Source organism: Micromonospora echinospora, from assembly GCF_900091495.1.
In the GTDB taxonomy this organism is placed as follows: Bacteria; Actinomycetota; Actinomycetes; order Mycobacteriales; family Micromonosporaceae; genus Micromonospora; species Micromonospora echinospora.
In genome coordinates this window covers 3,775,739-3,797,375 of sequence record NZ_LT607413.1, presented here as the reverse complement: position 1 = coordinate 3,797,375, position 21,637 = coordinate 3,775,739, and the positions used below count along the sequence as shown (strand labels likewise).

The window sequence follows — 21,637 nt, the reverse complement described above, 5'->3', positions numbered from 1 at the left end:
GCCCTTCCATGACCTCTCCCGACGCGCTGGTGCGGGTGTCGACGGCCCGTGGGGTGACCACGCTCACCCTCGACAGCCCGCACAACCGCAACGCGCTCTCCACGCCCCTGATGACCGAGCTGCTCGACGGCCTGGCCACGGCGGTCGCCGACCCCTCGGTGCGGGTGGTGGTGCTCGACCACACCGGTCCGGTGTTCTGCTCCGGCGCGGACCTGAAGGAGACCGCCGCGGCGTACACGAGCGGGAGCGTGCCCGCCGGGAAGCTCGGCGACGTGCTGGTGGCGGTCCGGGAGTGCCCGAAGCCGGTGGTGGCGCGAGTCGCCGGACCGGCCCGCGCCGGCGGGCTCGGCCTGATAGCCGCCGCCGACCTGGCGGTCTGCGTCGAGGAGGCGACCTTCGCCTTCACCGAGGTGCGACTCGGGGTGATCCCGGCGGTGATCTCGGCGACCGTCCTGCCCCGGCTGACCTCCCGCGCGGCGGCCGAGCTGTACCTCACCGGGGAGACCTTCGACGGCCGGCGGGCCGCCGAGATCGGTCTGGTCACCACGGCGGTGCCCGCCGCCGAGCTGGACGAGGCGGTGGCCCGCTGGTGCGCGGCGCTGGTCAAGGGGGCGCCGGGGGCGTTGGCCGGCGCGAAGGAGCTGCTACGCCGTACGGCCGAGACGGACCTGCGCCGTGAGCTGGACCACCTGTCCGCCGTCTCCACCGGCTACTTCCTCTCCGAGGAGGGCCGGGAGGGGGTGCTGGCCTTTCGGGAAAAGCGACCGACCCGGTGGGTGGCTGCCCTCGACGCCGGGTAGGCGGTCGACGGACGTCCGGCCGGTGGGACATCGGTGATGAGCCCGGACTCCGTCGGCCGAACCGGTCGAGAGAGCGGACCCGTGGCATGCGGGACGTAGGCTTGGCTGACTGTCGTTCAGGGGGTGTGGGTGCGAACTCGGGCAATTGTGGCGACCGGCCTTGTCCTCCTCATCATCGCCAGCATCGGGATCTATCTCGTCATCCGGAACGTCGGCGACGACATACGGTTGCCGATAGCAGGACGCAGTTGCACGGTCCGGGCCGACGGACACGTCCGGCTCAACGCCGAGCAGATGGCGAACGCGGCGACCATCGCGGCGATCGGCATCCAGCGGAAGATGCCCGAGCGGGCGGTCGTCGTCGCGCTCGCCACCGCGTTCCAGGAGTCCGGTCTGGAGAACCTGGCCGGCGGCGACCGGGACTCGATCGGGCTGTTCCAGCAGCGGCCCAGTCAGGGCTGGGGCACGCCGGAGCAGATCCGCGACCCGCGCTACGCCGCCAACAAGTTCTACGCGGGGCTCAAGAAGGTCCGCGGCTGGCAGGAGATGCGGGTCACCGACGCCGCCCAGGCCGTCCAGCGGTCGGCGTTCCCCGAGGCGTACGAGAAGTGGGCCGACGAGTCGGAGGTGCTCACCCGGGCGCTGCTCGGCGACGCCACCGCCGCGGTCGCCTGCACCGTCGGCCGTACGCCGGTGATGCGTGGCGCCGCCGCGGCGGCCGCGCTCACCCAGAACCTCACCCTGGACTGGGGACTGCCGGAGGCGGTCAACCCCGCCGAACTGACCGGGCTGACCGTCCCCGCCGCCGATCCGCGCGACGGCTGGCGGTACGCGCACTGGCTGGTGTCGCACGCCCACGACCACGGCGTCCGGCGCGTCCTCTTCGCCGACCTGGAGTGGACGGCCGACCGGGGCACCTGGTCCCGGGTCTCCGACCGGGAACGGCAGGACGCCCAGGTGGTCGCCGAGGTCTTCGGCGAGGCGTGACCTCCGTCTCTCTCCGTGACCACCTGCGGGGTCCGTCCGCACCGCCCAGCCGCCGGGACGTCCACCATCAGGCCAGTTCCCGGTGGTCGGGTGTCGGACGCCGACCTTGGCGACGGCGCGTTACCATCGGCGATCTGTGCCAGAAATGGCGGATTCCTTTCGGGGAGGGGTGACAGCGGTGTTCGACTACGGTGGCCGGACCGGTTACGAGCCGATCAGCGATGTTGATCGCAAAGAGTTCCACGAGCAGGGTTTCCTTCTGCTCCGGAACGTACTGACGGAGGATCACCGGGCCGCCCTGGAGGCCGCGGTCGACCGCGTCTACGAGGAGGAGAAGGCCAAGGGCAAGACCACCAAGGACGGGACCCTGCACCTGCTGGGCTTCCTGGAGCGGGACGAGCTCTTCGGCGAACTGCTCACCCACCCGATCGCCTTCCCGTACATGTGGGGGCTGGCCGGGTGGAACATCTACACGCACCACAACCACCTGGACGTGACCCCGCCGGCGGCCGAGCCGGAGAAGCCGTACTGGGGTTGGCACCAGGACGGGTACCGCCAGAACTCCGACCCGGAGACGATGGACCCGAACCTGCCCCGGCCGATGTTCTCGCTGAAGGTCGCCTACGTGCTCTCCGACCTGTCGGAGAAGGGGCGGGGCGCGACCAAGGTCATCCCGGGCAGCCACCTGTGGAACTCGCTGCCCCGGCCGGACGACCTGACCGTGCACAACCCGGACCCGGAGGGCACGGTGGAGATCACCGCGAACCCGGGCGACGCCTTCATCTTCGACCGCCGCCAGTGGCACTCCCGGTCGACGAACCTGTCGACCATCACCCGCAAGATGCTCTTCGTCGGCTACACCTACCGGTGGATCCGCCCGCTGGACGAGCTGCACATCGACAAGGACGGCGAGTGGTGGGCCAACCGCACGCCGGTGCAGCGCCAGCTCTGCGGTGAGGGTACCCACACCGCGAACTACTGGGGCATCAACTGGAACGGGTACATCGACGACGAGATCCCGCTGCGCAAGGAGCTGAAGGAGCGCGGTCTGCTGGACCGCAACATCCCCTGGCTCCGCTGACCGCAGCCGCCGCACCACCTCCGGGTGACCACAGCGCCGCACCACCTCCGGGTGACTGCCGCGCCGCCTCCCGGGTGATTGCAGGGGACCCCTGTTACCGCTTTTCGGGTAGCAGGGGACCCCTGCAGTCACCTCGGACCGGAGGCCACGCCCAGCCGACGGCGGACCTTCTCCCGGATCGGCTCGGGCAGACCCGGCGCGTCGAGCAGCCGGGGCAACAGCTCCGGCTCCCCGTGCAGGGCCCGAAACACCTCACCGATGGTGACGCCGTGTGCCGGGCGGTCCCGCACCTCGACCCGGTCGTCGGCGCCCACCTCGCCCTCCCGGAGCACCCGGAGGTACGCCCCGGGAGCCGCCCGCGCGGCGAACCGCTTGATCAGATCGGGTACGCCCCAGACCCCGGCGAACGTCCGGCAGGGCGTACGCGGCTTGGTGACCTGGAGCAGCGCGGACCCGATCGCCCACTGCTCCCCGATCACCGCCCCGGTCACGTCCACCCCGTGGGTGGTGAGGTTCTCCCCGAAGCGCCCCGGCGGCACCGCCCGATCCAGCTCCGCCGCCCACCATTCGGCGTCCTCCGTGGCGTACGCGTAGACCGCCTGGTCGGGGCCGCCGTGGTGGGCCCGCTCGGCGATGAAGTCGCCGACCACCCCGTCGAACCGGATCGGCACCCGCCCGGCCGCCGGCCGCTTGTCGATGCCACTGCGGCCGCTGGCGTCACCGGCCCACTCCGCCTCGGTGACCACCGCGAGGTTCACCGAGATCACCTTCCCCGTCATACCGGCCAGCCTACGACCGAACGCGGCCCGGCCGTCAGCCGCGAGGGCCACGACGGCTGGTAGCCGGCGACGCCGAGGAGCCACGGCAAAGCCGCCACGCTCACCATCGCACCGGTCACCGGCCCAGTTCACCCCGGCGTGCTGTCAGGGAAGGCCCGACCGGCTCACCGCAGCGGCGGGCGCCCATGCGCGGCGTGGCTCGTATGCTGCGGGTTTGCCGGGTCCCGGCAAGGATCCCGGCCGGTTGTCGACCGGATCCGGACCTGGAGGCGGGAAGGGGGTCGTGTCCACGATGTGGGGTATGACGAGCGACATCGCCGTACATGCCGAGGACCTGACAAAGCTCTACGGTCCGCGCCGCGGCATCGAGGGCCTCACCCTGGAGGTCCGCACCGGGGAGGTGATGGGTTTCCTTGGTCCGAACGGGGCCGGGAAGACCACCACGATCCGGCTGCTGCTGGACTTCCTGCGCCCCACCCGGGGACGCGCCACGATCTTCGGCCTGGACCCGCGCCGGGACAAGGCCACCCTGCACCGGCAGATCGGTTATCTCCCCGGCGAACTGGCGTTCCCCGGTCGCGGCCGGGCCGATGCGCTGCTGCGGTTCTTCGCCGATGCCCGCGGCGGTGTGCCGTGGTCGCAGGTGACGGAGCTGGCCGACCGGCTGAGCCTGGACCTGTCTCGGCCGGTGCACACGATGAGCAAGGGCAACAAGCAGAAGGTCGGCCTGGTCCAGGCGTTCATGCACCGACCGGCGCTGCTGGTCCTCGACGAGCCGACCAGCGGCCTGGACCCGCTGGTGCAGCAGGAGTTCCTGGCCATGGTGCACGATGCCCGCACTGCCGGGCAGACCGTGTTCATGTCGTCCCACGTGCTGGCTGAGGTGCAGCAGAGCGCCGACCGGATCGCGATCGTCCGCGACGGCCGGCTCGCCGCGGTCGAGCGGGTGGGGTCGCTCGGCCGGCGTGCGGTCCGCACCGTCGAGATTCACTTCGCCGACCCGGTCGACGCGGCCGAGTTCGACGTTCTGCCCGGTGTCAGCGACGTGACGATCTCCGGGCCGGTGCTCAGGTGCACCGTCGACGGCCGGCTCGATCCGCTGGTCAAGGCCGCGGCCCGGCACGAGGTCGTCGACCTGCTATCGGCCGAGCCGGACCTCGAGGAGACGTTCCTGTCGTTCTACTACCACTCCGAAGGAGCCGGCGATGCTGCCCGCGCTGGTGCATAAGACGTGGCGGGACGACCGCCGAGCCGTAATCGGCTGGGTCGTCGGCGTCGCCGCGTTCACCGCCACCTATACCGGCTTCTACGCCAGTTTTCAGGGCGCGGCCGAGCTCAAGCAGGACGCCCTGCCCCAGGGGATGCTCGATTTCCTCGGCATCGCCGACATGCTTTCCGCCGCCGGCTACCTGCAGGCCACCGTCTTCAGCCTCATCGGCCCGCTGCTGGTGCTCATGTGCGCGGTGACCCTGACCGCGCGGACGATCGCCCGGCCCGAGGAGGACGGCAGCATGGAACTGCTGCTGGCCAACCCGCTCTCCCGTACGGCGTTCGCCCGGCAGCGCCTGACCGCCGCCAGCGCGGCTGTCACCGCGGTCGCCGCCATCCCGTTGCTGGTGCTCATGCTCGTCGTCCCCGCAGTCGGCATGGACATCCCGCTGTCCAACGTCGCAGCCGCGTGCGCCGGGCTGGTCGCGCTGGTGTGGTGTTTCACCGGCATCGCGTTCCTCATCGGTGCGGCCACCGGCCGACGCGGCACCGTCCTGGCGGTCACCGGTGTCATCGCCGTGGCGACCTACATGGTCAACGCCATCGGCGGCATGCTCGACGGCTGGGGATGGCTGCGCTGGCTGTCGCCGTTTCACTACTTCATCGGCACCGACCCGCTGCACACCGGCTGGCACCCGGCCGAACTGCTCGGCCTCGCCGCCGTCGGCGCCCTCAGCGCGGCCGCCGGGGTGATCCTCTTCGACCGTCGCGACGTCGGTGTCTGAAACGCGCACCGGTGGCCGCCCGCCCGCGGCGGCCACCGGGGAGACCGCGACCGGCGAACACCTGTGGCTCACCCAGGCATGCCGGGCGCTGCTGGACGACCCGGCAGGTGACCGGCGTGCGCAGGCCGCCGCCCAGCTCGGCGCGCGGGCCGCAGACACCGGCCTGCAACTGCCCGACCTGGTCGGCACCATGCTGCGTGCCGCCGCCGACCGCTGGCAGTACACCGCCGTCGGCCCAGATGACACCGCGACCAGCGTCCATGCGCATGCAGCGGCTGTCCTCGAGACGGCACGGTCGCTGCTCGACGCTCTCCTCGACGGCTACGCCCATCAGACCCACGCCGAACTCGCCCGCCACGACCACGACCGCACCGCCTTCGTCAACGATCTGCTCACCGGCCGCGCCGACCCCGGACGCCTCGCCGAGCGGGCCCACCGCTACGGCATCCGCCTCTCCGCAGCCCACGTCGTGCTCGTCGCCCGAGCAGCCGGCCTCACCGCCGAGGTCGTCCATCGCGTCGACGCCGCGCTGGCCGGCCGGTTCGGCGAAGGCAACATCCTCACTACCCTGCGCGACGGCGACCTTGTCTGCATCAGCGCAGGCGGCCTACGCGGCATCACCGCCGAGCTCGCCCACCGGCTCATCGCCGAACTCGGCGCCGACGGCTGGCAACTCGCGGTCGGCCGCGCCCACCCCGGCCTGGCCGGCCTCGCCACCTCGCTCGACGAGGCCCGCAACACCCTCGACCACGCCACGAAGCTCGGCTTCACCACACCGGTGCTCAACGCCGCCGACCTGCTCGTCTTCCCTGTACTGCTACGCGACCGCGATGCCATCACCGACCTGGTCACCACTGTCCTCGGCCCGCTGACCACCGCCCGCGGCGGCGCCCAGCCCTACCTCGACACCCTTACCGTCCTGTTCGACAACCAAGGCAACTACACCGCCACCGCCCGCCACATGCACCTATCCGTCCGTGCCGTCACCTACCGCCTCGACCGGATCCACGACCTCACCGGTTACCACCCCGGCGAACCTACCCAACGCTTCACGCTGCACGCCGCCGTCCTGGGTGCCCGCCTTCTCGGCTGGCCCTCACTCCAGCCATGACGTCACCGAGGCGGCGCACCGTCCTGAGCCTCACGACCTGCCCACGCGCAACGCAGACCGCCGAGACCAGCGGCCCGGTAACACTGTCGCGCTCACCAGGCGACTGCTCGGAGTTGCGCTCTGGAGGTCAGGGCGCGCCGGCTGCCTACGTCCTTGGCATCTGCATATTGTGGTCGAGAATGCGTACATGGCGATGTCCCGTACCGGAGGCGACGGCGCGGCCGGCCCGCCGCCGGCGCCGGTCCGACGGCCCCGGCCCACCGCGCCGGCGCTGGACTACTACCTGGTCCGCCCCCGGCCGTCGGACGACCGGCCGGCCGCGCCGCCCGAGGGCATCGTCGTCGAGGAGTTCCTGTTCGGCGCGGACCACACGGTGCTCCGGGTGGACAGCGCAGCGTGGACGCCGGGCGGACCGGGATGGTGGACGGCGCCCGCGCTGAGCCGGAACATCCGGGCCGACCCCGAGCTGCGCGGACGGGTCGTCGGGGTGCCTCGCCACCGGGCCGAGGTCGTCTACCGCCAGCTCGGCGGGGCCACGCTCCCGGACGAGGCGACCCTGCGCGGTCACCTGCGGGCGGGAGACACCCGTGCGACGTCGGCTCCGCTGCTGCTGTCCCCGGAGCGGGTCACCCCCGGTTTCCACAGCACCCGGGTCTACCGGGTGCTGTTCGCCAACGAGCTGGGGCCCGACGACCTCGTCGAACTGTCATCGGTGTGGCAGATGGCCGGCACCGATCCGCCCCGCCCGGGCGGGGTGGTCGGCACCGCCCGCCGTCGGGTCGGGGCGGACGTCTTCCGCTGGGAGCTGCGCCGGATCGGCGTGGTCGGAGCGTACTGCCTGGACCTGACCGTCGACCTGGCGACCGGACGGGACGACGGCGTACGGCCGGTGCTGCGTGAGCTGACCACCACGCTGCGCCTGCGGGGCCTGATCCCGGTCACCGTCGAGCGCTTCTCCTGAGTCCGTCCGGGCTTGTCTGCCGTCTGGCTGGCCGGGCAGCCGGACGCTCGCAGTGGGTGGGCGGCGGTTGAGGTGTTTGCAGGGGTCCCCTGCTCCGCAAGAAGCGGTAACAAGGGTCCCCTGCTACCAACCCACCAACCTCAGCCCTTGACCGCGCCCGCGACCAGGCCGGAGACCATCCGGCGCTGGACCACCAGAAAGAAGATGATCACCGGCAGGGTGAAGATCGTGGAGGCGGCCATCACCGGACCCCACGCCGTGTCGTCGCGGCCGAAGAAGAACGTCATCGCCACCGGAAGGGTGTACCGGTCCTGGTCGTTGATGAAGGTCAACGCGAAGATCAGTTCGTTCCAGGCGGTGATGAAGGAGAAGATGCTGGTCGCCACCAGGCCGGGGGCGACCAGCGGGAAGAGGACCTTCCGGAAGATCTGCGCCCGGGTGGCCCCGTCGATCGCCGCCGCCTCCTCCAGTTCCTTCGGTACGGCGGCCACGAAGCCGCGCAGCATCCAGACCGCGAACGGCAGCGAGAAGCCGAGGTAGGTGAGGATCAGGCTGGGCAGCGTGTTGTAGAGGCCGAGCCGCTGGATCATCAGGAACAGCGGGATGACCAACGCCTCCAGCGGGATCATCTGGACGATCAGCAGCATGATCAGGAAGCTGGTCCGCAGCTTGAACCGGAACCGGGCCACGGCCGTGGCGGCGAGCAGCGCCACCAGGCCGCTGAGCAGCACGGTCGCCCCGGCCACCAGGACGCTGTTGAGGAAGAAGTCCGCGAAGCTGACGCCGGGGATCAGGTTGCCGGTGAGGATGCTCTTGTAGTGGGCGAGCGTCGGCTCGGTCGGCACCGGTCGCGGCGTCGAGGAGAAGATCTCCCGGTTCGGCTTCAGCGAGGTCGCGATCATCCAGTAGACGGGGAAGGCCGCGAAGAGCGCCACCAGCAGCCCGGCGCCGTTGAGGGCGATCCGCTTCACGAGCGTGCCGCGCATCACTCCTCCTCCTGCTTGAGCACCATGCGGACGTAGAGGCCGGTCACCACGAGCAGGATCAGGGTGAGGATCACCGCGATCGCCGCGCCGAGGCCGTACTTCGGCGGTGGCGAGAACGCCTCCGCGTACGAGTAGATGGAGAGCATGAACGTCGGCCGGTCCTGGGTGCCGCCGGCCAGCACGAACTGCTGGGTGAAGACCTTGAAGTCCCAGATGGTGGAGAGCACGATCAGGATGCCGAAGACCGGGCGCAGCAGCGGGAAGGTGACCTTCCAGAAGACCCGCCACGGACCGGCCCCGTCCACCCGGGCCGCCTCGTGCAGCTCACTCGGCACGCTCTTCAGCCCGGCGAGCACGCTGACCGCGATGAACGGGAACGAGTGCCAGACCACCACCAGGGTGAGGATGGCGAAGAAGAGCAGCGGGGAGTTGAACCAGCCGTAGCCGGTCCAGTCGGTGCGGCCGAAGAGCGCCTGGGACAGCCCGTCCGGCAGCGCGTTGAACAGCCAGGTCACCAGACCGCTGGTGTCGTCGAAGATCCACTTCCAGACGATGGTGCCGGTCAGTGCCGGGGTGGCCCAGGCGAGCATCACGCAGCTGCCGACGAAGGTCGCCATCCGCTTGCCGAGCCGGTTGAGCAGGAGCCCGACCAGCGTGCCCAGGATCATCGTCAGCGCCACGTTGGCCACCGCGAAGAGCACGGTGTTGCGCAGCACCGTCCGGAAGAAGGGGTCGCTGAGGATCTGGACGTAGTTCTCCAGCCCGATCCACGGCCACTCCCGGTCGCCGCGCAGCTGGCGGACGTTGTTCAGCCGGTGGAACGACATCCACACCACCTGGCCGAGCGGCCAGAGCAGCAGCACGGCGATGATCGCCAGGCAGGGCAGGAGCAGCAGGTACGGGAGGCGGTCCACCCGGGGCCGCCGCCGCGCGGGCTTCTCCCGTCCGGCGGCGGCCTTCGGTGTGTCGGTCAGGGTGCTCACTTGGCGTTGAGGATGCTTTCCATCTCGGCCGCCGCGTCGGCGGTGGCCTGCTCCACCGTCTTCTGGCCCTTCATCACCGAGCTGTTCATCGCCTGGGTCGTCGTCTTGGTCCGGCTGACCTCCACCCACTTCGGGGTGAGAGGCGTGAGCTTGGTGTTCTGGAGGGTGGTGGCGAACGCCGCCATGACCTTGTCGTTGGCGTACTCACCGCCGGCGACCAGGTCCTGGTAGACCGGGAAGAAGCCCAGACTGTCGGCGAAGGTCTTGGCGTTCTTCTTGTTCAGCAGCACGGTGAGGTAGTCCCAGGCGAGGTCCTTGCGCTCGCTGTCCTCCCAGATGCCCAGGTCGGAGCCGCCCGCGAAGGCCGGGGCCGGCTTGCCGTCCGGGCCGGGGATGGGGAAGGTGCCCCAGACCTTCTCGATCTCGGGGTTGTCCTTCTTGATCGCGCCCTGCTGCCAACTGCCGGCGAACGCCATCGCCGCCTTGCCGGTGGCGAACTGGGTGCGGGCGTCGATCTCGTTCCACCCGGCGGCAGCCGGCGGGGCCACCTTGTGCACGGTCACCATGTCGGTCCAGAACTTGACCGCCTTCTGGGCCTCCGGGGTGTTGTAGCCGGACTTCCAGGTGTCGCCCTGCTTGGTGGCGATTTCGGCCCCGGCGCTCCAGAGGAACGAGTAGAAGGGCAGCTCGGAGTTGCCCGGCAGGGCGATGCCGTAGGTGCCCGGCTTCTTCGCCTGGACTGCCTTGGCAGCGGCGACGAGCTGGTCCCAGGTCGTCGGCGGCTGCACGCCGGCCTCGGCGAACCAGTCGGTGCGGTAGTACATCGCCCGCACGCCCGCGTACCAGGGCAGGCCGTACTGCTTACCGTCGAGCTGCGCGTTCTTCACCAGGTCGGGCAGGATGTCCTTGCCGTCGGCCCAGCCGTCCATCCGACCACTCAGGTCGGCCAGCGCCTCCTGCGCGGCCCAGCCCTGCGTCTCGGTGTTGCCCAGCTCGGTGATGTCCGGCCCTTCGCCGCCGGCGAGCGCGGCCTGGAACTTCTTCGGCGCCTCGAGCCACGGGATGTACTGGACCACCACGTCCGTCTCGGGGTGCTTCTTCTTGAACTCGGCCTCGACGCCGTCGAGGAAGGCGGTCTGCGCCTCGCTTCCCTCGCCCATCATCCAGACCGTCAACTTGCTGTTATCAGCTGACTGACCCTCGTCGGAGCCACCACAGCCGGCGATCAACATCGCGGCCGAGGCCACGACGGCGGTGACCGGGGCCAGCCGTTTCCACCTGTTCACGCCACTTCTCCCTCGCGCCGTCTGGCACAAACCTTCTCCGCCGCACCATAGTCGGTAAAATTCCTTTACGACAGGGGTGGCGGCGGAGCGAACGTACAACAGACGGAAGGGGCGCCCGGCCTGGTGGCCGGGCGCCCCTCGTGGGTACGCGGAGATCGTTACCGGTGCGTGACGTGGCGACGACGGCCGACGCCCGACACCAGCGCGACACCGATGGCGGCGAAGGCGATCTGGAGCAGCAGCTCCCGCCAGTCGACACCGGCAGTGGTGGCGAACCCGGCGGCACGGGCCACGATCGTGCCCAGCAGCGCGGCGCCGACACCGATCAGCATGTGCAGCCAGATCGGCATGTTCTGCCGGCCCGGGACGACCAGACGGCCGAGCGCGCCGACGATGAGACCAACGATGAGCGCAGTGATGATTCCCCAGACGGTGAGCTCCACGGTCGCCCTCCTCCAATGTGTTGTCACAAGGTGTGTCGTTCCTGTCGTGACCGCTAAGTTCCCGGGGCGCCGAAATCTCAAACCGGCACAACCGGACATCCGGCACCGAGGCCCGACCGAGGACAACCTGAGAGCGACCTGAGAGCTCGACGAAACCCCAGGTCAGAGCGGAAAAAGGCCGCTCGACCCCGCGCGTCCGCCCACCGGAAAATTCCTTCCGGTACGCGGACCACGGAGTCGAGCGGCCCGTGGGAGCGCTCGACGCGGGTCGATCCGACCCGCCAGTCCGATACGGAGAGTGACTGCCTTCGGCGCTACTTCTTCCCCGCGCCCTTGCCGTCGCCGCCGCTGTCGGAGGAGAGCGCGGCGATGAACGCCTCCTGGGGGACCTCCACCCGGCCGACCATCTTCATCCGCTTCTTGCCCTCCTTCTGCTTCTCCAGCAGCTTGCGCTTCCGGCTGATGTCACCGCCGTAGCACTTGGCGAGCACGTCCTTGCGGATCGCCCGGATGGTCTCCCGGGCGATGACCCGGCTGCCGATGGCCGCCTGGATCGGCACCTCGAACTGCTGGCGCGGGATGAGGGTGCGCAGCTTCGCGGCGATCGTGGTGCCGTAGTTGTACGCCTTGTCCTTGTGCACGATCGCGCTGAACGCGTCGACCGGCTCGCCGTGCAGGAGGATATCCACCTTGACCAGGTCGGACGACTGCTCGCCGGAGGGCTCGTAGTCGAGCGAGGCGTACCCCTTCGTCCGGCTCTTGAGCTGGTCGAAGAAGTCGAAGATGATCTCCGCGAGGGGAAGCGTGTAACGCAGCTCCACCCGGTCGGCGGAGAGGTAGTCCATGCCGAGCAGGTTGCCGCGCCGCCCCTGGCACAACTCCATCACCGCGCCGACGTAGTCGTTCGGGGTGAGCACGGTGGCCCGCACCGTCGGCTCGTACACCTCGGCGATCTTGCCGGTCGGGTACTCGCTCGGGTTGGTGACCACCACCTCCTCGCCGTCCTCCTGGATGGCCCGGTAGACCACGTTCGGGGCGGTGGAGATCAGGTCCAGGTTGAACTCCCGCTCCAGCCGCTCCCGGATGATCTCCAGGTGCAGCAGGCCGAGGAAGCCGCAGCGGAAGCCGAAGCCGAGCGCCCCCGAGGTCTCCGGCTCGTACGTCAGGGCGGCGTCGTTGAGCTTGAGCTTGTCCAGGGCGTCACGGAGGTTCGGGTAGTCCGAGCCGTCGATCGGGTAGAGACCCGAGTAGACCATCGGCTTCGGGTCCTTGTAGCCGCCGAGTGCCTCGGACGCCGGCCGGGAGTTGATGGTGACCGTGTCACCCACCCGGGACTGGCGGACGTCCTTCACGCCGGTGATCAGATAACCCACCTCGCCGACGCCGAGCGCGTCGGCCTTCTTCATCTCCGGGGAGATGACGCCGATCTCCAGCAGCTCGTGCACCGCGCCGGTGGACATCATCTTGATCCGGTCGCGGGCGCTGATCCGCCCGTCGATCACCCGGACGTAGGTGACCACGCCCCGGTAGACGTCGTACACCGAGTCGAAGATCATCGCGCGGGCCGGGGCCTCGGCCTCGCCGACCGGCGGGATGAACTGCCGGACGATCTCGTCCAGCAGGTACGGCACGCCCTCGCCGGTCTTGCCGGAGACCCGGATGCAGTCCTCCGGTTGGCAGCCGATCAGGTGGGCCAACTCCTCGGCGTACTTCTCCGGCTGGGCGGCCGGCAGGTCGATCTTGTTGAGCACCGGGATGACGTGCAGGTCGTTCTCGAGCGCGAGGTAGAGGTTCGCCAGAGTCTGCGCCTCGATGCCCTGCGCGGCGTCGACCAGCAGCACCGCACCCTCGCAGGCGGCGAGCGACCGGGACACCTCGTAGGTGAAGTCGACGTGCCCGGGAGTGTCGATCATGTTCAGGACGGCGTGCTCGCCCTTGCGCTCGCCCTCCCGGACGGTCCACGGCATCCGGACCGCCTGGCTCTTGATGGTGATGCCGCGCTCCCGCTCGATGTCCATCCGGTCGAGGTACTGCGCGCGCATCTGCCGGGGATCCACCACCTCGGTGAGCTGGAGCATCCGGTCGGCCAGGGTCGACTTCCCGTGGTCGATGTGGGCGATGATGCAGAAGTTCCTGATGCGCCCCGGGTCGGTGGCACCAGGAGCGTTCGCGCCGGAGTCGAGCATCGGTGGCACAGCGGTCCGTTCTGGTCGGCGTGACGTGAGCAGGCCGGCGTGACGCCGGCCCCCCTCTATGTTCCCACGTCCTCCCCGACACGGTCGGAGCGCTCCTCCACGCCCTCCCCTCGCGTGGTAGCAGTCGTGGTAGCAGGGGTCCCCTGTTACCGCTTCTTGATGAGCAGGGGTCCCCTGCTACCACCTCAGCCGCCGGCGGCGTCACCGGCGAGCGGGGCGCGGGGACGTCACTCGGCGGGAGGTTCCGTGAAGAGGGCGGCCAGCCGGGGCAGCCGCCGCCGGGCCTCCTCCTCGTCGTCGAAGTCCCAGAAGTCGTTCAGGTCGGGCTGGGCGACCGGGTCCCGGTCCGCCGGCAGCTCCGTCGCGGTGGCCTTCCGGTACGCGTCCCACGGCACCGCCAGCATGTCCTCGCACTCGAACTCCTCGCCGCTGAGCGCGGCGGCCCGCACCCGGGGCAGTTCGGCCAGCGAGTCCGGGTCGGTGACCGCCCGGGCGAACACCGCCCGGCCCTGGGTCATCAGCCAGCCCCGGAAGTACTCGAACCCGTCGTCCGAGGCACCGCCGTTGATCAGGTAGGCCGCGCCCCAGAGGTCGACTCGGTACGAGGCGGCCAGCACCCGCCGCTGGTGGTGCGCGTACCCGACGATCTCTTCTGGGGTCCGCTCGGCGAGCAGCGCGACCGCCCGTGCGGCGACCGCCCCGGGCTCCCCGGCGCCCGCCCGGGCCCGGTCGATCAGCTGCCAGAAGTCGTCGGTCCTCATGGAGTGGCAGTCTGACAGAGCCGCGCCCTCACCTGCCGGTCGCCGGGAACAGCTCGGCGAGCCGGGGGTACCGGCGGGCGAACTCGGCCGGGTCACCCAGGTCCTCCTGCTCGTCCCGCGGGTCCGGGGAGAAGCTGCGCTCCCGGCCGCGCGCCTCGATCGCCTCGTCCAGCCCCTCGTGGACGCCGGTGATCCGCTCGTACGCCTCGCCGGCCACGTAGTCCAGGCTCTCCCAGTCCGGCCACTCGTCGTCGGCCCAGTCCCCGACCGACCGACCGGCGAGGCGGCGCACCTGCGGCACGTCGGCGAGCGTGTCCGGGTCGGCGACCACCCGGTCGAAGGTCTCCCGGCCGAGCCCGACGAGCCAGACCTGGAAGTAGTGGAAACCGTCGTCGGAGCAGTACCCGTCGCAGATCCGCGACGCGGCGGCCCAGAGCCGCCAGGTGTCGGCCCGGCGGCGGGTCTCGTCCAGCCGGAGGGCGAAGTCCACCACCTCGGCGGGGGTGCGCCCGGCGAGGTGGTCGGTGAGCCAGGCCAGCCGTTCGTCGGGCTGCCCGGTGACCGTGGCGGAACCCTCGATCAGGGCCCAGAAGTCGTCGACATCCAGCACGGGGGCAGTGTGCGGGTGCGGTACGACACGATCGCGCGGCACCATGGACGCCATGCGCGCGGTCTCGCTACCCCCGATGTCGTACGCCGTCACCGCCGAACGTCCGTCCTGGGCGGACCTGCCGGCCGGGCTGCGCGGCGCGGTGGCCACGCGGCTCGGCGCGCCGGTGCGGTCGGTCCGGGTCGCGTCGGCCGGCTTCACCCGGGGCTTCGCCGGGGTGCTGGAGACCGCCGACGGCGGACGGGTCTTCGTCAAGGCGGCGTCAACGGCCGACCAGCCCCACCTGGTCTCCTGGTACGCCCGGGAGGCCGCCATCCTCGACCGGCTCCCGGCCGGGCTGCCGGTGCCCCGGCCCCGGTGGACCCTGGAGGCGGCCGGCTGGTTCGCGCTGGGGCTGACCGCGGTGGACGGACGGGTGCCGGAGTTGCCCTGGTCCGCCGCCGACCTCACCGCCACCCTGGCGGGGTACGCGGAGGTCGCCGCCGCGCTCGCCGTGCCCCCGGCCGACCTGGTCGCGGTGGGCCTGCCCCGCCTCGCCGACCTGGCCTACGAGGACCTCACCTGGTGGCGGGAGGTGGCCACCGGGCGGGAGGCCAGGCCGGGCCCCTGCCCCGTTGCCGGCGGCTGGGAGGAGATCCTGCCCGAACTGGTCCGGCTGGAGTCGCTGCTGCCCGGGTACGCCCTGACCGGCGGCCTGGCCCACGGCGACCTCCGCCTGGACAACGTGCTGGTCGACCGGTCCGGCCGGGCGTGGTTCTGCGACTGGACGTGGCTCTGCCAGGGGCCGGCCTGGTTCGACCTGGCCGGGCTGCTGCTCACCGCGTACGGCAGCGGCCTGGACGCGGACGCCCTCTTCGCCGACCACCCGGTGACGGCCGGGGCGCCGCCGGACGCGCTGGACGCCACCCTGGCGGCCCTGTCCGGCTACTACCTCACCGGTGCCAACGCGGCGCCGGGCACCGCCTCGCCGCACATCCGGGCGCACCGCCTCTTCAGCGGCGGTCTCGCCCTCGACTGGCTCGCCGACCGGCGCGGCTGGCCCCGGCCCGCCCGTTGACCCCTGCACCGACCAGCGCGCCGACCACGCAGCGGAACGGGCGTCGGTGCGGGTCGACGGGTGGGATCGCCGCCCGTTTTGGCGCGTCCCGGCGGACCTGGTAGCCTGGCTTTTCGCGCAGCGATGACGCATGCTCGTCGCGCGTAAAGCAGACCGTAACCCGAGTTCTAAGACGAGGCTGTCGCGTGGCGAACATCAAGTCCCAGATCAAGCGCAACCGGCAGAACGAGAAGCGCCGGCTGCGTAACAAGTCGGTCAAGTCGTCGCTGAAGACTGCCGTCCGCAAGTTCCACGAGGCCGTTGCGGCCGGCGACACCGAGAAGGCCACCGTGCTCATGCGGGACGCCTCCCGCAAGCTGGACAAGGCCGTCAGCAAGGGTGTGATCCACGCCAACCAGGCCGCGAACCGCAAGTCCGCGATCGCCCAGCGCGTGCACTCCCTCTCCGCCTGATCCGGCGAGCGTCGATCTGACCGGAAACCCCCGGGCCGAACGGCCCCGGGGGTTTCGGCTTTCCGGGGCACGCCCACACCGATCGACCTGCTCTTTCGTCGCGGTCGACCCGGTGCGCCGGTGCCACGGCGACCAGGTACGCCGGCTCAGGGTCGGGTCGGGCGGTTGTCCGGCTCCACGTGCCACCGGTCGGGTTCGACCGCCGGCCGGCGCGAATCGACCTTCTTCCGGCCGGTCGGCTCGACTCGGTGGACCGACACCACCTCAGCGGGGATCCAGGATGCCCGGCCGGTGGCCGGGTCGACGGGGTGTCCGGCCGGGGTCCTGCCCCGACGGTCCGCCGCGCGGGCGGGCACCGGCGCCCGCCCCACCGCCGGTTCGATCTGCCGACGGAACCGGTCCCGCTCCTGCTCGGGGACGAGGGCGGCGGTGCGGACCACCGAGGCCGCCACGATGTCGTTCAGCTTGACCATCACCGCCACGGCGGCCGGCAGCAGCAGCACCGCCCACCAACTGACCAGTTCGGCGAGGGCGAGCAGGGCGGCGAGCGCCACCGCGCCCTCGAAGAAGAGAAAGCAGAGCACCCCGCCGGGGTTGACGAACCGCAATCCGAGGACCCGCGCGTACAGCGGACGGTACCGCTCCTCGTCCGCCGCGAGGGTCGCCCATCCGGTCCGCGTCGGCCCGGTCACCGGGTACTGCCCTGCCGGGCCGCCGCCACCGAGAAGACCGCTCGTTCCAGCGCGTACGCCCGGTCGTCCGCACCTCCCTTGACCGCCGCGTTGCACTCGGCGGCCACCTGCATCGCGCGTACCAGTCCCTCCGGCGTCCAGCCCCGGGCCCGCTGCTGGGCGGTCCTGATCTTCCAGGCGGGCATGCCGAGGGTGCTGGCGAGCTGGTACGGGTCCCCGCGACCGGCCGAGGCGACCCGGGCCACCGTCCGCACCCCGTCGGCGAGCGCGTCGGCGATCGGGACCGGGTCGACGCCGACGTGCAGGGCCCAGCGCAGGGCTTCCAGGGCGGCGGGCACGTCACCGACCATGACGGCGTCGGCCACGGTGAAACCGCTCACCTCGGCCCGCCCCCGGTAGTAGCGGGCCACCGTGTCGGCGTCGATCCGCCCGTCGGTGTCGGCCATGAGCTGGGAGCAGGCCGCGGCCAGTTCACGCAGGTCGTTGCCGACGGCGGCGAGCAACGCGTGGGCGGCGTCGTCGGTGCACCTGCCCCCGGCGCGCCGGATCTCGTCGCGGACGAAGGCCACCCGTTCCCGGTCGCCCTTCAGCTTCGCCGCCGGGACCACCGTGGCCCCGGCGGCCCGCAGCCCGTCGGCGAACGCCTTGCCCTTGGCTCCGCCCACGTGCAGCACGACCAGGCAGACCTCCGGGTCCGGGTCCTTCGCGTACGCCAGCAGCGCGGTCACCAGGTCCTTGCGGGCGTCCTGGCCGGCACGGAGGATCAGCACCCGCCGCCCGCCGAAGAGGGACGGGCTGAGCATCTCGGCGATCTCGCCGACGGTGAGACTGCCGGCCTGGTACTCCCGGACGTCCACGTCGGGGTCGACGGCGCGGGTCTCGGCGACGGCCTGGGAAACGGCGCGCGTGGCGAGCAGTTCCTCGTCGCCGAGGACGAGCAGAATGGGAGCGAGGCTGGCGGGGGTCACGCCGCCCATATTCGCACGCTCCGGAAGCACATCGTGCCTGCTCGCCGCCGCCGCGACGGCGGAGCCCGCACTCAGCGCAAATCCAGACATATAACTCGATCCGCATCTTTTTCGGGCAATGCATCTGGTGTCGGTGAGGACCGACGGGGATGCGTCCTACCGACGGCGGCCCGGCTCCACGCCCCGTGCCACCACCGCCAGGCGCCCGTCCACGGTCACCACCGCCAGGTCCCCCTCGGTGTCGGTCCGCAGCACCCGGGCACCGCCCCGGGCCAGCCTGGACAACACGGCCGGATTCGGATGCCCGTAGTCGTTGTCGACGCCGACCGGCACCAGCGCCACCGCCGGACGGGTCGCGTCGAGAAAGGCCGGATCCTGGTAGGCGGAGCCGTGGTGGGCCACCTTCAGCACGTCGACCCGGAGCGTTCCGGACGGTGCCCGGTCCAGCATCGCCCGCTGCTCCTCGGTCTCGGCGTCGCCGGCGAGCAGGATCCGCACCCCGTCCACCCGGGCGAGCAGCACCACCGAGTTGTTGTTCGGGTCGGACCGGGTGCCCCGGATCGGGTACGGCGGGCCGAGCAGGTCCAGCGCCACCCGGCCGGCACGGAACGTCCACCCGGCACCGACCGGCGCCACCGGTGCCCCGCCCACCGTCGCCGCCGACCGGACGAGGTCCCGCCCGGCCTCCGGCTCCGGCCATCGTGGGGTCACCACCGCCGACACCCGCCGCGACCGGAACACCCCGCCGACACCGGCGGTGTGGTCGGCGTGGAAGTGGCTGACCACGAGCAGCGACACCTGCCGGACGCCCAGCCGGCGAAGGCAGCCGTCGGCGGCGGCCGGGTCGGGGCCGGCGTCCACCACCACGGCCCGGCCCGCCGCCACCGGGAGCACGACCAGGTCGCCCTGGCCGACCGCGCACACCGCCACCACCCAGCCCGCCGGCGGCCACCCGCTCGCCACCAGGCGCACCGGTAACGCGCCCAGCACGGCGGCGACCCCCACCACGGCGACCGCCCGCCGGACCACCGTCCGCCGGGCGGCCACCAGCAACGCGACGGTCAGCGCCGCCAGCAGCAGCCCGCCGGCGACCCCGCCCGGCCAGGGCAGCGTGCCCGCCGGCAACCGCGCGCCGTACTGGGCGACGCTGACCAGCCACCACGCCGGCCAGCTCGCCAGCCAGGCGACGAACTCGGCGGCGGCCGGCCAGACCGGGGAGAGCACCGCGGACACCACGCCGAGCACCGTGGCCGGCGCGATCGCCGGCACCGCGAGCAGGTTCGCCGGGACCGCCACCAGACTGACCGTGCCGGAGAGCCCGGCGACCACCGGGCCGCAGGCGAGCTGCGCGGCGGCCGGCACGGCGAGCGCCTCGGCCAGACCAGCCGGTACGCCGCGCCGGCGCAGTCCGTCACGCCACCGTGGGGCGAGCAGCAGCAGCCCGGCGGTGGCCAGGACGGAGAGGGCGAACCCGGGATCACCGGCCAGCTCCGGGTCGACCAGCACGAGCACGGTCACGGCGGCGGCCAGGGCGGGCAGCGCAGCCCGGGACCGTCCGGCGGCGAGCGCGGCCAGTCCGATCGCGCCCATGGTGGCCGCCCGCACGACGCTCGGGGACGGTCGGACCAGGATGACGAACCCGACCAGGGCGAGCCCGCAGAGCACGACGGCCAGTCGGGGGCCGGCCCGCGCCCAGCGGGCGAGCAGCAGCACCGCGCCCACCACGATCGCCACGTTGGAGCCGGAGACGGCGTTCAGGTGGGTCATGCCGGTGGCCTCGAAGTCCTCCTCCACGGCCGGTGGCAGCCGGCTGGTGTCGCCGACCACCAGACCGGGCAGCAGCCCACCCGGGTCGTCCGGCAGCGGGGCACAGGCTCGTTGCAGCCCGGCGCGGAGGGTGCCGGCGACGCGCTGCGCCCGGCTGGGCTCACCTAGCGGCGTCGGTGGGCCGCTGGCGGTGAGCACCGCGCCGGTCAGGTCGCCGCCGCGTGGCTCGGCAAGCCGCCCCTCGGCGGTCAGCCGTTGGCCGGGCAGGAGCGGACGCCACGCCGGGTCGGTGGCGAGCACCAGGAGGCGGACCGGGGCGTCGACCCGTCGCCCGTCCGGCCCGGTCACGGTGACCAGGTCGGCCGAGACCAGCAGCATGGCCGGTCGACCGGCCGCGCCCCGGACGGGACGCGGATCGTCCCGGACGACCAGGTCCGCGGTGACCGGGGCACGGGTGTGGGTCAGGGCACGGATGACGGCCGCGTCCCGGGCGGTCAACCGGGCGCTGGTGGCCGCGCCGCCGCAGACCACGCCGAGCAGCACGGCGACGGCGATCCACCCGTACCGCCGGACGGGTTCGCGCGGTCGACCGAGCCGGCCGAGCAGGTGGACGGCGAGCGTGCCGGCGAGGACGGCGGCGACCGTGGCCAGCAGCGCACCGACCGGGGCGGAGAGGTGCAGTCCGGCTAGAGCGGTCAGCCAGGCCGCCCCGGCGAGCCCGGCCAGCCGCAGGTCAGGGGCCGGATCGCCGGCCGGGTGCGCCGGGCCGGGTGCGATGTCGGGGCGGGTCACACCGTCACCAGGTCCTTGAGTTGCTCGTAACGGGCGTCCCCGATGCCCTCGACCTGACGCAGGTCGCCCACCGACCGGAAGCCACCCTGCTGGTCGCGGTGGTCGACGATCCGCTGGGCGAGCACCGGACCGACCCCGGGCAGCGTGTCGAGCTGTGCCACGGTGGCCGTGTTCAGGTTGACCTTCCCGGCCGCCGCCGGCCCGGCCGCGCCGGGTGCCGCTGCGGCGGTGGGCGGACCGGCGCCCGGCGGCGGGGTCACCCCGACGACGATCAGCTCGCCGTCGGTGACCCTGCGGGCCGGGTTGAGCAGGGCGACGTCCACGCCCGGCTGCGCGCCACCGGCCGCCTCGATCGCGTCGGCGACCCGGGCACCGGCGGGCAGCCGGACCAGCCCGGGACGACGTACCCGGCCGGCGACCGCCACCACCAGCTCGGCCGCGCCACTGCCCGACGGCGGCTCGGTGGCGGCGTCGACGGCCGACCCGGCCGACGCGGTCGGCGCCGCCACCGGCTCCACCTGTGGCCGGGACCGCCAGGCCCAGAATCCGGCCCCGAGCACCACCAGGGCCGCGACCACGGCGAGCGCCCGGACGCCCCGTCGCCCCGGGTCGAAGGCGCCCGGACCGGGCAGTGCCGGCATCACCACGCCCGCTGTCGACGCGGCGGGCTGGTCGGATGACGTCGACCGGGGCGGTTCCGGCCCGCTGCTGTCCTCCGGGAGCGGACCGGCGTCCCGCAGGGACGGACGGCCGACAGCCGGGAACGGACGGAACTCTCGGACCGGTGCGACGAACGGCTCGGGCACCCGGCCGCTGCGCACGGGAAGCAGCCGCCGCAGCCGCCGGCCCACCTCGGTCTCCTGGTCGTCGGACACGGCGCGACGGTAGGCCGGCGGACCCCGGGGACGTGGCCCGCGCCGGGTCACCTGTGG

The 21,637-nt window shown here is 72.1% G+C and carries 21 protein-coding genes; 9 read left to right on the top strand and 12 right to left on the bottom strand.

The genetic code is table 11. The features are described 5' to 3' along the window. Window positions 1-8: 8 nt before the first annotated feature. The 3 genes from GA0070618_RS17290 to GA0070618_RS17280 all read left to right on the top strand — a co-directional run bounded on the left by GA0070618_RS17290 (window position 9) and on the right by GA0070618_RS17280 (window position 2,868). A complete protein-coding gene (locus GA0070618_RS17290) occupies window positions 9-800 on the top strand; it encodes an enoyl-CoA hydratase family protein (RefSeq protein ID WP_088982561.1) in 792 nt (263 codons plus the stop codon). Window positions 801-923: 123 nt separating this feature from the next. After that, window positions 924-1,787, top strand: a complete 864-nt coding sequence (locus GA0070618_RS17285) for a hypothetical protein (protein ID WP_088982560.1) — start codon at window positions 924-926, stop codon at window positions 1,785-1,787. Between the two features lie 178 nt (window positions 1,788-1,965). Continuing rightward, window positions 1,966-2,868 carry a phytanoyl-CoA dioxygenase family protein gene (locus GA0070618_RS17280; RefSeq protein ID WP_231931774.1) on the top strand — a complete coding sequence of 301 codons (903 nt, stop codon included), beginning with the start codon at window positions 1,966-1,968 and terminating at the stop codon, window positions 2,866-2,868. A 128-nt stretch (window positions 2,869-2,996) separates the two neighbouring features. Here GA0070618_RS17280 and GA0070618_RS17275 read toward each other — a convergent pair whose 3' ends face one another. Further along, window positions 2,997-3,647 (bottom strand): MOSC domain-containing protein, encoded by a 651-nt coding sequence (locus GA0070618_RS17275; protein ID WP_088982558.1) that lies wholly within the window; start codon window positions 3,645-3,647, stop codon window positions 2,997-2,999. A 301-nt stretch (window positions 3,648-3,948) separates the two neighbouring features. Here GA0070618_RS17275 and GA0070618_RS17270 point away from each other — a divergent pair, with 301 nt between their 5' ends. The 4 genes from GA0070618_RS17270 to GA0070618_RS17255 all read left to right on the top strand — a co-directional run bounded on the left by GA0070618_RS17270 (window position 3,949) and on the right by GA0070618_RS17255 (window position 7,713). Beyond that, the gene (locus GA0070618_RS17270; protein ID WP_088982557.1) at window positions 3,949-4,875 is read left to right on the top strand and encodes an ABC transporter ATP-binding protein; all 927 of its coding nucleotides are present in this window, start codon (window positions 3,949-3,951) and stop codon (window positions 4,873-4,875) included. After that, window positions 4,853-5,641, top strand: a complete 789-nt coding sequence (locus GA0070618_RS17265) for an ABC transporter permease subunit (RefSeq protein ID WP_088982556.1) — start codon at window positions 4,853-4,855, stop codon at window positions 5,639-5,641. Before GA0070618_RS17270 ends, GA0070618_RS17265 begins: the two co-directional genes overlap by 23 nt. Continuing rightward, window positions 5,634-6,752 (top strand): PucR family transcriptional regulator, encoded by a 1,119-nt coding sequence (locus tag GA0070618_RS17260; RefSeq protein ID WP_088982555.1) that lies wholly within the window; start codon window positions 5,634-5,636, stop codon window positions 6,750-6,752. The genes GA0070618_RS17265 and GA0070618_RS17260 overlap by 8 nt, the downstream gene beginning before the upstream one ends. 187 nt (window positions 6,753-6,939) lie before the next feature. Further along, window positions 6,940-7,713: a hypothetical protein gene (locus GA0070618_RS17255; RefSeq protein ID WP_094977928.1), complete on the top strand. Its 774-nt coding sequence runs from the start codon at window positions 6,940-6,942 to the stop codon at window positions 7,711-7,713. Between the two features lie 140 nt (window positions 7,714-7,853). On the opposite strand, the gene GA0070618_RS17250 is transcribed toward GA0070618_RS17255, so the two are convergent. From GA0070618_RS17250 to GA0070618_RS17220, 7 genes are all read right to left on the bottom strand, one after another. Continuing rightward, window positions 7,854-8,699, bottom strand: a complete 846-nt coding sequence (locus GA0070618_RS17250) for a carbohydrate ABC transporter permease (protein WP_088982553.1) — start codon at window positions 8,697-8,699, stop codon at window positions 7,854-7,856. Then, window positions 8,699-9,682, bottom strand: coding sequence for a carbohydrate ABC transporter permease (locus GA0070618_RS17245; RefSeq protein WP_088982552.1), 984 nt, complete (start codon window positions 9,680-9,682; stop codon window positions 8,699-8,701). The genes GA0070618_RS17250 and GA0070618_RS17245 overlap by 1 nt, the downstream gene beginning before the upstream one ends. Next, the gene (locus GA0070618_RS17240) at window positions 9,679-10,968 is read right to left on the bottom strand and encodes a sugar ABC transporter substrate-binding protein (protein ID WP_088982551.1); all 1,290 of its coding nucleotides are present in this window, start codon (window positions 10,966-10,968) and stop codon (window positions 9,679-9,681) included. The genes GA0070618_RS17245 and GA0070618_RS17240 overlap by 4 nt, the downstream gene beginning before the upstream one ends. Before the next feature lie 158 nt (window positions 10,969-11,126). Continuing rightward, the gene (locus GA0070618_RS17235; RefSeq protein WP_088982550.1) at window positions 11,127-11,411 is read right to left on the bottom strand and encodes a GlsB/YeaQ/YmgE family stress response membrane protein; all 285 of its coding nucleotides are present in this window, start codon (window positions 11,409-11,411) and stop codon (window positions 11,127-11,129) included. A 314-nt stretch (window positions 11,412-11,725) separates the two neighbouring features. Next, the gene (gene lepA, locus GA0070618_RS17230) at window positions 11,726-13,606 is read right to left on the bottom strand and encodes a translation elongation factor 4 (RefSeq protein ID WP_088982549.1); all 1,881 of its coding nucleotides are present in this window, start codon (window positions 13,604-13,606) and stop codon (window positions 11,726-11,728) included. A gap of 227 nt (window positions 13,607-13,833) precedes the next feature. Beyond that, window positions 13,834-14,367: a DUF4240 domain-containing protein gene (locus GA0070618_RS17225; RefSeq protein WP_088982548.1), complete on the bottom strand. Its 534-nt coding sequence runs from the start codon at window positions 14,365-14,367 to the stop codon at window positions 13,834-13,836. A 28-nt stretch (window positions 14,368-14,395) separates the two neighbouring features. Further along, a complete protein-coding gene (locus GA0070618_RS17220) occupies window positions 14,396-14,977 on the bottom strand; it encodes a DUF4240 domain-containing protein (protein WP_197701766.1) in 582 nt (193 codons plus the stop codon). Between the two features lie 52 nt (window positions 14,978-15,029). On the opposite strand from GA0070618_RS17220, the gene GA0070618_RS17215 reads away from it, so the two are divergent. Continuing rightward, window positions 15,030-16,034 (top strand): phosphotransferase, encoded by a 1,005-nt coding sequence (locus GA0070618_RS17215; protein ID WP_088982547.1) that lies wholly within the window; start codon window positions 15,030-15,032, stop codon window positions 16,032-16,034. 185 nt (window positions 16,035-16,219) lie between these two features. Continuing rightward, window positions 16,220-16,486: a 30S ribosomal protein S20 gene (gene rpsT / locus GA0070618_RS17210; RefSeq protein WP_088982546.1), complete on the top strand. Its 267-nt coding sequence runs from the start codon at window positions 16,220-16,222 to the stop codon at window positions 16,484-16,486. A gap of 146 nt (window positions 16,487-16,632) precedes the next feature. Here the strand turns inward: rpsT and GA0070618_RS34705 are convergent, their stop codons facing one another. From GA0070618_RS34705 to GA0070618_RS17190, 4 genes are all read right to left on the bottom strand, one after another. Beyond that, window positions 16,633-17,178 (bottom strand): hypothetical protein, encoded by a 546-nt coding sequence (locus GA0070618_RS34705; protein WP_231931773.1) that lies wholly within the window; start codon window positions 17,176-17,178, stop codon window positions 16,633-16,635. Beyond that, window positions 17,175-18,155, bottom strand: a complete 981-nt coding sequence (gene holA, locus GA0070618_RS17200; protein ID WP_088982545.1) for a DNA polymerase III subunit delta — start codon at window positions 18,153-18,155, stop codon at window positions 17,175-17,177. Before holA ends, GA0070618_RS34705 begins: the two co-directional genes overlap by 4 nt. Window positions 18,156-18,302: 147 nt before the next feature. Then, window positions 18,303-20,705 (bottom strand): ComEC/Rec2 family competence protein, encoded by a 2,403-nt coding sequence (locus tag GA0070618_RS17195; RefSeq protein ID WP_088982544.1) that lies wholly within the window; start codon window positions 20,703-20,705, stop codon window positions 18,303-18,305. Continuing rightward, a complete protein-coding gene (locus GA0070618_RS17190; protein WP_088982543.1) occupies window positions 20,702-21,580 on the bottom strand; it encodes a ComEA family DNA-binding protein in 879 nt (292 codons plus the stop codon). The genes GA0070618_RS17195 and GA0070618_RS17190 overlap by 4 nt, the downstream gene beginning before the upstream one ends. Window positions 21,581-21,637 lie beyond the last annotated feature (57 nt).

Bases quoted from the DNA above. Each gene is read 5' to 3' on its own strand.
- GA0070618_RS17290 (WP_088982561.1), top strand. From the start codon at position 9: ATGACCTCTCCCGACGCGCTGGTGCGGGTGTCGACGGCCCGTGGGGTG.
- GA0070618_RS17275 (WP_088982558.1), bottom strand. From the start codon at position 3,647: ATGACGGGGAAGGTGATCTCGGTGAACCTCGCGGTGGTCACCGAGGCG.
- GA0070618_RS17270 (WP_088982557.1), top strand. From the start codon at position 3,949: ATGACGAGCGACATCGCCGTACATGCCGAGGACCTGACAAAGCTCTAC.
- GA0070618_RS17265 (WP_088982556.1), top strand. From the start codon at position 4,853: ATGCTGCCCGCGCTGGTGCATAAGACGTGGCGGGACGACCGCCGAGCC.
- GA0070618_RS17255 (WP_094977928.1), top strand. From the start codon at position 6,940: ATGGCGATGTCCCGTACCGGAGGCGACGGCGCGGCCGGCCCGCCGCCG.
- GA0070618_RS17250 (WP_088982553.1), bottom strand. From the start codon at position 8,699: ATGCGCGGCACGCTCGTGAAGCGGATCGCCCTCAACGGCGCCGGGCTG.
- GA0070618_RS17225 (WP_088982548.1), bottom strand. From the start codon at position 14,367: ATGAGGACCGACGACTTCTGGCAGCTGATCGACCGGGCCCGGGCGGGC.
- GA0070618_RS17215 (WP_088982547.1), top strand. From the start codon at position 15,030: ATGCGCGCGGTCTCGCTACCCCCGATGTCGTACGCCGTCACCGCCGAA.
- holA (WP_088982545.1), bottom strand. From the start codon at position 18,155: ATGGGCGGCGTGACCCCCGCCAGCCTCGCTCCCATTCTGCTCGTCCTC.